At 71.9% G+C, this 12,723-nt stretch carries 11 protein-coding genes; 8 read left to right on the top strand and 3 right to left on the bottom strand.

The window, feature by feature from the left end:
- Positions 1 to 41: 41 nt before the first annotated feature.
- The 6 genes from HUT18_RS01485 to HUT18_RS01460 all read left to right on the top strand — a co-directional run bounded on the left by HUT18_RS01485 (position 42) and on the right by HUT18_RS01460 (position 6,559).
- Complete coding sequence (locus HUT18_RS01485; RefSeq protein WP_176097072.1) at positions 42 to 368, top strand: thioredoxin family protein; 327 nt, start codon at positions 42 to 44, stop codon at positions 366 to 368.
- Positions 369 to 565: 197 nt separating this feature from the next.
- On the top strand, positions 566 to 1,075 hold the full coding sequence (locus HUT18_RS01480; protein WP_176097070.1) for a flavin reductase family protein: 510 nt from the start codon (positions 566 to 568) through the stop codon (positions 1,073 to 1,075).
- A gap of 258 nt (positions 1,076 to 1,333) precedes the next feature.
- Complete coding sequence (locus tag HUT18_RS01475; protein WP_176097068.1) at positions 1,334 to 2,119, top strand: electron transfer flavoprotein subunit beta/FixA family protein; 786 nt, start codon at positions 1,334 to 1,336, stop codon at positions 2,117 to 2,119.
- A 58-nt stretch (positions 2,120 to 2,177) separates the two neighbouring features.
- Positions 2,178 to 3,140: an electron transfer flavoprotein subunit alpha/FixB family protein gene (locus HUT18_RS01470; RefSeq protein WP_176097066.1), complete on the top strand. Its 963-nt coding sequence runs from the start codon at positions 2,178 to 2,180 to the stop codon at positions 3,138 to 3,140.
- Between the two features lie 136 nt (positions 3,141 to 3,276).
- On the top strand, positions 3,277 to 4,611 hold the full coding sequence (locus HUT18_RS01465) for an aldolase (RefSeq protein WP_176097064.1): 1,335 nt from the start codon (positions 3,277 to 3,279) through the stop codon (positions 4,609 to 4,611).
- Positions 4,612 to 4,654: 43 nt separating this feature from the next.
- Positions 4,655 to 6,559: a serine/threonine-protein kinase gene (locus HUT18_RS01460; protein WP_176097062.1), complete on the top strand. Its 1,905-nt coding sequence runs from the start codon at positions 4,655 to 4,657 to the stop codon at positions 6,557 to 6,559.
- 346 nt (positions 6,560 to 6,905) lie between these two features.
- On the opposite strand, the gene HUT18_RS01455 is transcribed toward HUT18_RS01460, so the two are convergent.
- Positions 6,906 to 7,943, bottom strand: coding sequence for a LacI family DNA-binding transcriptional regulator (locus tag HUT18_RS01455; protein ID WP_176097060.1), 1,038 nt, complete (start codon positions 7,941 to 7,943; stop codon positions 6,906 to 6,908).
- Positions 7,944 to 8,080: 137 nt separating this feature from the next.
- Between HUT18_RS01455 and HUT18_RS01450 the strand changes: the two genes are divergently transcribed.
- Positions 8,081 to 9,034: an ROK family protein gene (locus HUT18_RS01450; RefSeq protein ID WP_176097058.1), complete on the top strand. Its 954-nt coding sequence runs from the start codon at positions 8,081 to 8,083 to the stop codon at positions 9,032 to 9,034.
- 287 nt (positions 9,035 to 9,321) lie between these two features.
- Here the strand turns inward: HUT18_RS01450 and HUT18_RS01445 are convergent, their stop codons facing one another.
- The gene (locus tag HUT18_RS01445) at positions 9,322 to 9,723 is read right to left on the bottom strand and encodes an STAS domain-containing protein (RefSeq protein WP_176097057.1); all 402 of its coding nucleotides are present in this window, start codon (positions 9,721 to 9,723) and stop codon (positions 9,322 to 9,324) included.
- A gap of 295 nt (positions 9,724 to 10,018) precedes the next feature.
- On the opposite strand from HUT18_RS01445, the gene HUT18_RS01440 reads away from it, so the two are divergent.
- Positions 10,019 to 11,044, top strand: coding sequence for an NUDIX domain-containing protein (locus tag HUT18_RS01440; protein ID WP_176097055.1), 1,026 nt, complete (start codon positions 10,019 to 10,021; stop codon positions 11,042 to 11,044).
- 86 nt (positions 11,045 to 11,130) lie between these two features.
- On the opposite strand, the gene HUT18_RS01435 is transcribed toward HUT18_RS01440, so the two are convergent.
- On the bottom strand, positions 11,131 to 12,489 hold the full coding sequence (locus HUT18_RS01435) for a dipeptidase (protein ID WP_176097053.1): 1,359 nt from the start codon (positions 12,487 to 12,489) through the stop codon (positions 11,131 to 11,133).
- Between the last annotated feature and the right edge of the window lie 234 nt (positions 12,490 to 12,723).

Raw genomic sequence — 12,723 nt, 5'->3', positions numbered from 1 at the left:
CACTCCGGTCGGCCACGGGCGGCTGACAGAGAGGAACGGGAGTGCGTACGGACGAGAACGGGCCACGCCTGGGCGAGCCCGAACTGGGCGCACCACTGGGCGAACGCGCCACGCTGGTCCAGTTCTCCACCGCCTTCTGCCAGCCCTGCCGGGCCACCCGGCGTGTACTCGCCGAGGTGGTGGCCATGGTGCCGGGAGTGGCGCATGTGGAGATCGACGCCGAGGCGCGGCTCGCCCTCGTCCGGGAGCTCGGCATCGCACGGACGCCCACCGTTCTGGTCCTCGACGCCGCCGGGCGGATCGTGCGGCGCGCGACCGGTCAGCCGCGTACGGCCGATGTCGTCGCGGCGCTCGGAAAGGCGGTCTGAGCGGCAGTGATGCGCCTCCCAACCGGCCAACGGCGCTTGACGGCACGGTCGGTTGATCGTCAGCCTGACACCATGCCACCACCACTCCTTCTGCACACGCGCGTGCACGTGGACCTCGCCCGGCACGCCAGCGCACGCTGTCGCGCCCGCTGACTCCCACCGCTCCCGCGTCGTTCATCCAGCAGAAGGACAACTCCATGACGGTCTCGTCCGACCTCGGCACGGCACTGCCCGGCTCCCCCGAACTCCTGCGCTCCGTCTTCCGTCAGCACGCCGCGGGCGTCGCCGTCGTCACCGCAGCGGCCGACGGGGTCCCGGTGGGTTTCACCGCCACCTCGCTGACCTCCGTCTCCGCCGACCCGCCGATGGTCTCCTTCGGCATAGGCACCTCCGCCTCCAGTTGGCCCACCGTCTCCCGGGCCACGTACGTGGGCGTGCACGTCCTCGGCGCGCACCAACGGGAACTCGCCGCCACCTTCGCGCGCAGCGGCGCCGACCGCTTCGGCGCACCGACCCGCTGGAGCTGGGGCCCCGAGGGCGTACCCGTGCTCGCGGACGTGCTGGCCTACCTCGTGTGCCGGGTGGTGGCCAGAGTTCCCGCCGGTGACCACCGTCTGGTGCTCGCCGAGGCCGCGGCCGGTGAGGCCGTCGCGGCCGGTGCGCCGCTCCTCTATCACCAGGGCAGATTCGGCGAGTTCAGGAGCTGAGAGACGTTCCGGTTACACAGAGTCGCGTAGATCACAGCCAGTTGCGCTTGCCCAAAACACGCGAGTTACACAGGGTTGTAAAGGTCACAGCTCACGGTGCTTGCTCTCAAGTAACGAGCTGGGTGTACTGGCGAGTAATATTTGTTGGTGGCGGTAACGCCCCAACGGGAAACCGCCGCTTGAGGCGCCTATGCTGCCCGAACAGGCAGCAGCCCGACCAGGCAGCAGAAGAAATGACGATGCAGTAGGAGAGCCGGCGTGAGCTTGAGGATCGTTGTCACTGTGAAGTACGTGCCCGACGCCACTGGCGACCGGCACTTCGCCGATGACCTGACTGTGGACCGTGAGGATGTCGACGGTCTGCTGTCGGAGCTCGACGAGTACGCGGTCGAGCAGGCGCTGCAGATCGCGGACGAGGCGGACGACGCCGAGGTGACGGTGCTGACCGTCGGCCCCGAGGACGCCAAGGACGCGCTGCGCAAGGCCCTGTCCATGGGCGCCGACAAGGGCGTTCACGTCGAGGACGACGACCTGCACGGCACCGACGCGGTGGGCACCTCGCTGGTGCTGGCGAAGGCGATCGAGAAGGTCGGCTACGACCTGGTGATCTCCGGTATGGCCTCCACCGACGGCACCATGGGTGTCATCCCGGCCCTGCTCGCCGAGCGTCTGGGTGTCCCGCAGGTCACGCTGCTGTCCGAGGTGTCGGTCGAGGGCGGCACCGTCAAGGGCCGTCGTGACGGCGACGCAGCCAGCGAGGAGCTGGAGGCGTCGCTTCCGGCCGTCGTGTCGGTGACGGACCAGTCGGGCGAGGCGCGTTACCCGTCGTTCAAGGGCATCATGGCGGCGAAGAAGAAGCCGGTGCAGTCCCTGGACCTGGAGGACCTGGACCTGGAGGCCGAGGAAGTCGGTCTGGAGGGTGCCTGGACCAAGGTCGAGTCGGCGAACGAGCGTCCCGCGCGTACGGCAGGCAAGATCATCACGGACGAGGGCGAGGGCGGCAAGCAGCTCGCGGAGTTCCTCGCGAGCCAGAAGTTCATCTGAGCTTCGGTCACCCACCCAACCGCCCCCAGATACTTCGCATTCGCAGGAGAGCAATCCCATGGCTGAAGTTCTCGTCTATGTCGACCACGTGGACGGTGCCGTCCGCAAGCCCACGCTGGAGCTTTTGACGCTGGCCCGCCGTCTCGGTGAGCCCGTCGCCGTCGCGCTCGGTGCCGGTGCCGAGTCCACCGCCGCCACCCTCGGCGAGCACGGCGCCACCCGCGTCCTTGCCGCGGACGCCCCCGAGTTCGCAGACTACCTCGTCGTCCCGAAGGTCGACGCCCTCCAGGCCGCGGTCGAGGCCGTGTCCCCGGCCGCCGTGCTGGTTCCGTCCTCGGCCGAGGGCAAGGAGATCGCTGCCCGCCTCGCGATCCGTATCGGTTCGGGCATCATCACCGACGCGATCGACCTGGAGGCCGGCGATGAGGGCCCGGTCGCCACGCAGTCGGTGTTCGCGGCGTCGTTCACGACCAAGTCCCGTGTGTCCAAGGGCACTCCGGTCATCACGGTCAAGCCGAACAGCGCGCCGGTCGAGCCCGCGCAGGCCGCCGGTGCGGTCGAGGCGCTGTCGGTGTCCTTCTCCGACCAGGCCAAGGGCACGAAGGTCGTCTCCCGTACGCCGCGTCAGTCCTCCGGCCGTCCGGAGCTGACCGAGGCCGCGATCGTGGTTTCCGGTGGCCGTGGTGTCAACGGTGCGGAGAACTTCGCGATCATCGAGGCGCTGGCCGACTCCCTCGGCGCTGCAGTCGGCGCCTCGCGTGCCGCCGTCGATGCTGGCTGGTACCCGCACACCAACCAGGTCGGTCAGACCGGTAAGTCGGTGTCGCCGCAGCTGTACATCGCCAATGGCATCTCGGGTGCGATCCAGCACCGTGCCGGTATGCAGACCTCGAAGACGATCGTGGCCGTGAACAAGGACGAAGAGGCCCCGATCTTCGAGCTGGTCGACTTCGGTGTGGTCGGCGACCTGTTCAACGTCGTCCCGCAGCTCACCGACGAGGTCAAGACCCGCAAGGGCTGAGCACCTCTCAGAACCGCGCCCGGGCCCCCGTGACATCTGTCGCGGGGGCCCGCGCCGTTCCACAGCGCATCGTTGACCTGGCAGAACGTCACCGATAGCGTCACGGCCCCGGACCGGGTCCCCTCAGGAGGTCGGCATGGAACAGGTGGCGACGAGTCTCGGCGAGCCGGTCCTACGGGCCGTGGCCTCCCTGCTCGCCCCCGTGGACGCCGAGTTGGCCCGGCGCTACCCCGGCGACCCGGGCACCCGCCAGCCGGTGCACACCGTCTACGTACCGGCCTACGAGTTCACCGCACAAACCGTCCGCGACTGGGGCCGCCGCGCCCTCGAAGCCCTCGACGACCACGCGCCCGAGCCCGCCGCACTGGCCGAAGTCCTCGGTCTCGACGAGGAGTTGGCCGAGCCGGTCTACGCCCGGGTGCGGGCCAAGCTGGAGAGCGAACCCGTGGAGGACCTGCGGATCGACTTCGAGGACGGGTACGGGGCCTGCCCGGCGGACGAGGAGGACGCCGACGCGGCGCGCGCCGCACGGCTCGTCGCACAGGCTTTGGCCGAGGGCGACGGACCCGCGTACGTGGGCATCCGCACCAAGTGCCTGGAGGCCGCCGTACGGGACCGGGGCATCCGCACCCTCGATGTCTTCCTCACCGCACTGCTGGCACACGGCCCCCTGCCGCCCGGCCTCGTACTGACCCTGCCGAAGGTCACGTACGCCGAGCAGACCGGAGCGATGGCGACGCTGCTCGACAGGTTCGAGCGGGTGCACGGACTGCCGCACGGGCGGCTTCGGTTCGAGATCCAGGTCGAGACCGGACAGGCCGTCCTCGGGCCCGACGGGACGGCCACCGTGGCCCGCATGATCGATGCCGCCGAGGGCCGCGCCACCGGACTGCACTACGGCACCTTCGACTACAGCGCCGCCCTCGGCATCGCCCCGGCGCACCAGAGCAGCGACCACCCGGCGGCCGACCACGCCAAGGCCGTGATGCAGGTCGCGGCGGCCGGAACCGGAGTACGGGTGAGCGACGGCTCCACCAACGTGCTGCCCGTCGGCAGTACCCGCAAGGTCCATGAGGCCTGGCGCCTGCACTACGCGCTCACCCGCCGTGCCCTGGCCCGCGGCTACTACCAGGGCTGGGACATGCACCCCGCCCAACTGCCCACCCGCTACGCCGCGGTGTTCGCCTTCCACCGCGAGGCCCTGCCCACCGTCGCCGCCCGCCTCGCCGCCTACGCCCGGCACACTGGCGGCGACGTACTCGACGAGCCCGCCACGGCACGGGCCCTGAGCGGTCAGCTCCTGCGCGGGGTCGACTGCGGGGCCTTCGGGATCGGGGAGGTGGCCCGGCTGAGCGGACTGACCAGGGCCGACCTGGAGGCGTTCGCGGCACCGCCGTACACCGGAGCCGAGTCGACGCCCGCCGGTCCCGGCCGGGACCGAGGAGCCGGGGGCCCGCTTTCCGCACCGTAGGCTGTCGCGTGCAGGACAAGCACAGGACAGAGACGGGGACGAAGTGACCACGGGGGAGTACGAAGAGGCGCCCGGCGTCGGCAGATTGCTGGCGGGCCGTTACCGTACGGTCCGCAGGCTCGGCCGCGGTGGAATGGGTGTCGTCTGGCAGGCGACGGACGAGGTCCTCGGACGCGAGGTCGCGGTCAAGGAACTGCGCACCTACACCGACTCGGCCGGGCCCGAACTCGCCGATATGCAGCTGAGGATGCAGCGCGAGGCGCGTGCGGCGGCCCGGGTACGGCACCCCTCGGTCATCGCGGTGCACGATGTGACGCAGGTCGACGGCAGACCGCTGATCGTCATGGAACTCGTGGACGGGCCCTCCCTCGACGACGTCCTCCAGGAACGCGGCACCCTCGACCCCCGCGAGGCCGCGGCCATCGGCGCCGATGTGCTCGACGCGCTCGCCGCGGCGCACGCCGTGGGCGTGCTGCACCGGGACGTGAAGCCCGGCAACATCCTCCTCGACCGCTCCGGCCGACGGGTGCTCACCGACTTCGGTATCGCCACCATGGACGATCCGGGCGACGGTTCGGCCACCCACCTGACCCGCAGCGGCGAGATCGTGGGCTCGCTCGACTACCTGGCACCCGAGCGCGCCCAGGGACAGCAGCCCGGTCCGGCCTCCGACATCTGGGCGGTGGGCGCCACCCTGTACGCCGCCGTCGAGGGCGCCTCGCCGTTCCGCCGCACCTCCACCTGGTCGACGCTCTCCGCGATCGTCGCCGAGCCGCTGCCGGTACCGCAGCGGGCCGGGGTACTGATGCCCGTACTCGAAGAACTGATGCACAAGGAACCGGGGATGCGGCCCGACGCCGCCCGGGCGGCCGCGCTGCTGCGCGAGGTCGCCACGGGCGGGACCGCCGAGGCGGCCACCGCTCCGCAACCCTCAACCGGAGTGCCCCCGGCCGGAGTTGGACCTGCGGGCGGTTACGGCTATCCGGCCGCCGTGCCGGGGCAGGCCCCCCAGTCCGGCGCGCCCCTGTCCCCGGCTGGTCCCGTCTCCGCTGGTGGCTACGGATACCCGGCCGCCTCCTCGGCTCATGGCGCACCCTCGCCGGGACCTTCGTACGGTGCACCCGCCGCAGGGTTCGGTTACGGCGGGGGACCGGCCGCGGGCGCCCCGGCGCCGGGACATGTCGGAGCCCCCGGGCAGGCGGCAGGCGCGCAGGTGTACGGCGCCGGGCAGTTCGGCGGTCCGGGACCGCAGCCTCAGGCGACGCGCGATACGGCGCGGGAGTCCCGCGGCCGCCGCAAGAGGGGCTCGGCCCTGCTGGCCGGTGTCGCGGTGGCCGTCGTCCTCGCGGCCACCGGTGTGGGCGTGGCCCTGATGGGCGGCTCGGACGGGGAACAGGACGAGGCGGGACCGGCGGGCGGGGGCACGCCGGTGGGCAGCACCTCCGAGCCTTCGGCGGAGGGCAGTCGCGGCTCCATCGGCGGCGACAAGGACCCGGACAGCGGAGGCAGGCCGAGCGAGGAACCGGACTCCGACGCGGAGACCGGGCCCGGCGACTCGGCGAGCCCCTCCGACAAGCCGGACCCGAAGCCGAAGCCGAGCGACGCCGAGCCCGACCCGACGACCGGCCCCACGACCGATCCCGGCGGGGAGCCTTCCGCGCCCGCTCCGGTCTGCGCGGACATCGGCGGCGGAAAGTTCAACTGCGAGGTCTGGCGGGCCGCGAAGTCGTACAACGGCGCGGGCGCCGAGGTGGGCGTGCTCAAAGCGGGCACCAACTACTTCTACTGCCAGCAGAATCTGGGCCGCCGGGAGACCGCGGGGGAGTGGACCAACGTCTGGTCGGCGAAGACCGACGACGACAGCGGCAACGCCGGTGTCTGGGTCAACGTCGTCAACATCAAGGGCGGCGCGAACGACGCCCCGCTGCCGGGGCTTCCGTACTGCTGAGGGCGCCGGCGTACGGCTGAGCGCCCGGGTGGGCTGGTCGTACGGGGCGACCGTGGGTGTCGTGTGGCCCCGGAGCCGCCGCGTCGGCTGCGGCTCCGGGGCCAAGTCCTAGGCCGTGTCCGCAAAGTCCCGCCTGCCCCGCGACGCCTGGCACGCTCCCCCAAGCTCTTCGAGCAGGGGGGACCCCCACTCGCCGCACCGGCCGAAAGCCCAAGTACGTCCAGTACGAGGACTTCCGGCCGGCACTCCCCCAAGCTCTTCGAGCAGGGGGGGACCCCCAGCGAGCACGCACCAGACGCCGCAGGGCCTGCCCTCCGGGCGAACGCCGGAACTTTGCGGACACGGCCTAGTCGGCGGGCGGGAGTTCGCCGGAGCCGCGGGGGATGAGGCGTACCGGGAGTTCGATGCGTTCGGCGCCCACGGGGGCGCCGCCGAGCCTGCGGAAGAGGAGTTCGGCGGCGGTGCGGCCGAGTTGGGCCGAGTCCTGGGCGACCACGGTGACGGCGGGGCGCAGCAGGTCCGCGAGTTCGAAGTCGTCGAAGCCGACCAGGGCGACCGGACGTTCCCGCCCGGCGAGTACGCGGACCACTGTGACCGTCACACGGTTGTTGCCGGAGAAGAGCGCGGTGACCGGCTCCGCGGCGCCGAGCATGGCCTCCGCCGCCTTGGCGACGCGTTCGGGCCGGGTGTCCCCGCAGGACACCCAGGAGTCGGCGACGGGGAGTCCGGCGTCCTCCATGGCCGCCCGGTAGCCGCGCAACCGCTCGGCGGCGGTGTGGATACCGACCTGGTCGCCGATGAAGCCGATCCGGCGGTGGCCGTGGGCGATGAGGTGGGAGGTGCCGGTGTAGGCGCCGCCGTAGTTGTCGGACAGCACGACGTCGGCCTCGATGCCGCCCGCGGGCCGGTCCACGAAGACGGTGGCGACGCCCGCCCGGAGTTCGGGTTCCAGGTAGCGGTGGTCGGTCCCGGCCGGAATGATCACCAGGCCGTCGACCCGCCGGGCGCACAGGGCGAGCGCCAACTCCTGTTCCCGCTCGGGGTCTTCGGCGCTCGAACCGTTGATGAGCAGGGCGCCGTGGGCCCGGGCGACCTCCTCCACGGCGCGGCTGAGCGGACCGTAGAAGGGGTCGGCGAGGTCCTCAAGGACTAGACCAATGCTGGAAGTGCGGCCCTTGCGCAGCACCCGGGCGCTGTCGTTGCGGCGGAAACCGAGCGCCTCGATCGCCTCCTGAACGCGCCGCTCCGTGTCCGCGGTGACACCCGGCTCTCCGTTCACGACGCGCGAAACCGTCTTCAGCCCGACCCCCGCCCGGGCCGCCACATCTTTCATCGTCGGGCGGCTGCCGTAGCGAGTTTCGGCCCTTCGGTTGGTCTCCACCACTGTGCACTGTCCCGTCGTCGGCGATGGTGTGAGGATGTGGGCTTGAGCATAGAGCCTGGACAACGTTGTCAAGAGTGGGTGAGACTGTCTTTGCGGACTCAGGGCCTGCTCTTTTTCCTCGGGGAGAACCGACACTGATGCACACCGACCTCGTCGCCGCGCTGGACATCGGCGGGACCAAGATCGCCGGAGCGCTCGTCGACAGCAGTGGCCGGATACTGCTGCGCGCGCAGCGGCCGACCCCGGCGCGGGAGAGCGGCGAGGCCGTCATGGGGGCGGTCGACGCGGTGCTCGGCGAGCTGGCGGCGTCCGCGCACTGGTCCGCGGTGCGCGCGGTGGGCATCGGCAGCGCGGGCCCGGTCGACGCCTCGGCCGGGACCGTCAGTCCCGTCAACATCCCGGGATGGCGTGAGTTTCCGCTGGTGAGCGGCGTACGGCGGATCGCGGGCGCGCGGCCCGTCGAGCTGGTGGGCGACGGGGTGGCCATCGCGGCCGCGGAGCACTGGCAGGGCGCCGCGCAGGGGCACGACAACGCCTTGTGCATGGTGGTCTCTACCGGTGTCGGTGGCGGTCTGGTCCTCGGCGGAGCGCTGCATCCCGGCCCCACCGGAAACGCCGGTCACATCGGGCACATCAGCGTCGACCTGGACGGCGACCCGTGCCCCTGCGGCGCCCGCGGCTGTGTGGAGCGCATCGCGAGCGGTCCCAACATCGCCCGCCGGGCCCTGGCGAACGGCTGGCGTCCCGGCCCGGACGGCGAGACCACCGCGGCCGCGGTGGCCGCCTCCGCGCGCACCGGTGACCCGGTCGCGACGGCCTCCTTCGTCCGCGCGGCACGCGCGCTCGCCGCCGGCATCGCCGCCACCGCGACGCTCGTGGAGATCGACATCGTGGTGATCGGCGGGGGAGTGGCCAAGTCGGGCGAGGTGCTGTTCGCCCCGCTGCGGGCGGCCCTCGCGGACTACGCCACGCTCTCCTTCGTCAGCGGCCTGGCCGTCGTACCGGCCCGGATGGGCACCGACGCCGGACTGGTCGGCGCGGCCGCGGCGGCACTGGGCGGCGCACCCCGCGAGCCCAGCGTGATCGGCTGAGCCCCGGGCCGGTCACAGGATGCGCGTACGTAGGACCCGTGTGAGAACTCAGGATGCGCGTACGTCGGACCGTGTGAGAACTACGGGAGCCGGGGCCGGAGTTGGGCGTGCAGGGTAGGAAGTACGGCTGGCTGTAAGAGACGTGGCCGCTGCGCGAGGTGCGTCCTCGTCCGGCCTGCGTGAAGTACGGCCTGCCATATGGGCGTTGGTGCTCCAATGCCGGGACATACGGCCTGTCATACGGGAGTTGGCAAGCCCACCGCACGGGAGTCGGCGAGGCCGTCCGGTCAACTGCCCTCTTTCGACGGGGCGTTGGCCGTGGCCATTGCCTCCTCGACCGTGGCGGCGGGCGTCAGGGCCTGGTCGAGTCCCGTCAGCGCGATTATCCGGAGCTGGAGGGGCCGGGTGCAGACAAGGCCGACCCGGCCCCCGCGTTCCCTGGCCCGGCGGTGGGCGCGGGCGAGCAGCCCGAGGCCCGAGCAGTCGCAGAACTCGGTACCGCGCAGATCCACGACCAGGGCAGGACCGGGCCCGCTGGTCAGGGAGTCGAGCAGCGGTGTCACGTGATGGCAGGCGAGGATGTCGACCTCGCCGTGAAGTTCGACCACGGTGAAGTCGCCCCGGCGGTAGACGCGCGGTGTTTCTCCCGAGTCCTCGGCCACGAGGACGAGTTGATCCCCCTGCTGCATGCCTCTCCCCCATGCCGGCCGCCCGCCGATCGGTGGTGGGCGGCACCGAACGGCGCCTGGTGTCGTCGGGACGGATCGCTGGGTGGTGCCGTTTTGCCGGTCACGCTAGGGGAGGCGCCGCACCCCGTGGAGCCAGTGCGCGTTTCCCGGTGCCGAGCGCCACCCGATGGTGTGAAACCCCGGCGTACTGGTTGACGTTCACGGGGCATACTCGGGTTCCCACCAGGTGCCGTACGGGTTTTCGAGGAGCGGAGTTGCGGGCAAGCCACAGGGGGTCAACAGCAGAGGGGGAACCGTGATCGTCTGGATCAACGGCGCGTACGGCGCCGGGAAGACGTCCGCGGCGCGTGAATTGAGTGAACTGCTCCCGGAGAGCACGCTGTTCGACCCCGGCGCGATCCACGCCGCCCTGGTCAGGATGGCTCCTTCCCGGCGGCTGGCCGAGGCCGACCGGATCGGTGACCTCTCCCTCTGGCGGCGGCTGACCGTGGAGGCGATCGCGGCCCTGCACGCGGAGGTCGGCGGTGTGCTCATCGTCCCGCTGAGCGTGCTGCGCCAAGAGCACCGCGACGAGTTGTTCGGCTCCCTCGCGGCCCGTCGGATCGAGGTGCGGCACCTGGTGCTGGCCCCGGCGGAAACGATCCTGCGTGCGCGTGCCGAACGCGCACTCGCCACCTGTGCGGACGAGAGCCGCCTCCCGTGTGCGGCCGAGCGGGACCCGCGGCACTTCCGTTCCGCGCTGGCCACCTGGCTCGCCGAGGACGCGTATGTGATCGACAACGGCACCCTCACCCCGTACGAGACCGCCGTCCGTATCGCCGAGGCGGTGACGGCGGACGAGGCCCCGGTGAGCGACATCGTGCAGACCCCCGAACCGCGCGGGCAGACCCTGGCCTCCGGGGTGCTGCTGTTCGACGCGCACGAGCGGGTGCTGCTCGTCGACCCGACCTACAAGGCGGGCTGGGAGTTCCCCGGCGGTGTGGTCGAGAAGGGGGAGCCCCCGGCCAGGGCCGGGATGCGCGAGGTCACCGAGGAAACCGGGCTCGTCCTCGGTGCCCCGCCGCGGCTGCTCGTCGTCGACTGGGAGTGGCCCGCCCCGCCCGGGCACGGCGGTCTTCGCCTGCTGTTCGACGGCGGCAAGGTGGACGAGGGGCAGCAACTGACCCTGCCCGGCGGCGAGTTGCGCGACTGGCGCTTCGTCACGGAGGCCGAGGCGGAACGGCTGCTGCCGCCGGTGCGGTTCACCCGGCTCAGATGGGCGCTGCGGGCCCGTGAGCGCGGCTGTGCGATGTACCTGGAGGGCGGCGTCCCGGTCGGCTGAGTCCCGATCGGGACAGTCCCGGTCGGCCGGGGCCGCACCGGGCAGCCGCGCCGTACGAAGCGGCGCGGCTGCCCGGCGCGGACCGTTCAGTCCCGGCCCGCGTAGTCCCGCAGGAAGAGGGCCTCGGCCACGGACAGGCGCTCCAACTCCTCGGGCGAGACGCTCTCGTCGACGGCGTGGATCCGCGCCGAGGGCTCGCTGAGGCCGATGAGCAGGATCTCCGCCTCCGGGTAGAGCCCGGCGAGGGTGTTGCACAGCGGGATCGAGCCGCCGTGACCGGCGACCTGCATTTCCTGGCCCTCGTAGGCCTCCCGCATCGCCCGCGCCATCGCGGTGTACGCGGGTCCCGAGAGGTCGGCGTCGAACGCCTGGCCCTGGCCGACCTGTTCGGTGCGGACGCGGGCGCCCCAAGGGGTGTGCGCCTCCAGGTGGGCGAGCAGCAGCTTGTTCGCCTCGGTGGCGTCGGTGCCGGGCGGTACCCGCAGGCTCACCAGCGCGGCGGCCCGTGCGTGGACGGACGGGGTGGCGCCGAGGACCGGCGGGCAGTCGATGCCGAGCACGGTCACCGCGGGGCGGGACCAGAGGCGTTCGGCGAGCGGCCCCGAGCCGATGAGGCCGACCCCGTCGAGCACTTGGGCGTCCTCGCGGAAGTCGCCCTCCTCGTAGGTGAGTCCGTCCCACGCGGAACCCGCGGTCAGCCCGTCGACCGTGGTCGTTCCGTCCTCGGCGCGCAGCGAGTCCAGTACGCGGATCAGGGCGGCGAGCGCGTCCGGGGCCGCGCCGCCGAACTGGCCGGAGTGCAGATTGCCGCGCAGGGTCTCGATCTCGACGCGGACCAGGGTCATCCCGCGCAGCGTGGCGGTCACGGTGGGCAGGCCGACGCGGAAGTTGCCCGCGTCGCCGATGAGAACGGTGTCGGCGGCCAGGAGTTCGGGGTGCTGCTCGGCGTAGGCCTGCAGGCCCCCGGTGCCCTGTTCCTCGGAGCCCTCGACGATCAGCTTCACCGTGACGGGCACGCCGCCGTGCGCCTTCAGCGCGCGCAGGGCGGTGAGGTGCATGACGAGGCCGCCCTTGCAGTCCGCCGAGCCGCGCCCGTACCAGCGGCCGTCCCGCTCGGTGAGTTCGAAGGGCGGGGTGGTCCACGCCGACTCGTCCAGCGGCGGCTGCACGTCGTAGTGCGCGTAGAGCAGTACCGTCGGCGCGCCCTCGGGGCCGGGCAGCAGGCCGTACACGGACTGGGTGCCGTCCGGGGTGTCGAGGATCGCGACGTCCTGGAAACCCTCCGCGTACAGGGCGTCGGCGACCCAGCGGGCGGCGCGTTCGCTCTCACTGCGCGGGAACTGCGTGAAGTCCGCCACCGACTTGAAGGCCACCAGTTGTGTCAGTTCCGCTTTGGCCCGCGGCATCAGTGTGGCGACGGTCTCGGCGAGATGGTGGCTCGGCATGGGCACGCTCCTGATCGGTGAGGCGTTGTCATCTGTGTACGGCCGCCGCGGCCGGGGCCCGAGAGCCTCGGCAGCACGGCCGTGGCAATCGCGAGGGACGTCTGTGTACGTCCTGCGACGGCTTGTGCGGGCTTCGTCGGTGCCTTGTGTGCGTGGCGAAGACCTCGCCGATCCTCCCACGGTGGTTTCGAACGGGCCCGCCGTAGGATGCCCGTGAAACATGCGCCAGACACG

Origin of the sequence: Streptomyces sp. NA04227 (genome assembly GCF_013364195.1) — a bacterium.
Taxonomy (GTDB): Bacteria; Actinomycetota; Actinomycetes; order Streptomycetales; family Streptomycetaceae; genus Streptomyces.
The sequence above is the reverse complement of the archived record's forward strand: the minus strand, read 5'-3'. Positions and strand labels throughout refer to the sequence as shown.

What these genes read in the sequence shown, in the direction of transcription:
- HUT18_RS01480 (WP_176097070.1), top strand. Translation starts at nt 566, where the DNA reads ATGACGGTCTCGTCCGACCTCGGCACGGCACTGCCCGGCTCCCCCGAA.
- HUT18_RS01470 (WP_176097066.1), top strand. Translation starts at nt 2,178, where the DNA reads ATGGCTGAAGTTCTCGTCTATGTCGACCACGTGGACGGTGCCGTCCGC.
- HUT18_RS01465 (WP_176097064.1), top strand. Translation starts at nt 3,277, where the DNA reads ATGGAACAGGTGGCGACGAGTCTCGGCGAGCCGGTCCTACGGGCCGTG.
- HUT18_RS01450 (WP_176097058.1), top strand. Translation starts at nt 8,081, where the DNA reads ATGCACACCGACCTCGTCGCCGCGCTGGACATCGGCGGGACCAAGATC.
- HUT18_RS01445 (WP_176097057.1), bottom strand. Translation starts at nt 9,723, where the DNA reads ATGCAGCAGGGGGATCAACTCGTCCTCGTGGCCGAGGACTCGGGAGAA.
- HUT18_RS01435 (WP_176097053.1), bottom strand. Translation starts at nt 12,489, where the DNA reads ATGCCGAGCCACCATCTCGCCGAGACCGTCGCCACACTGATGCCGCGG.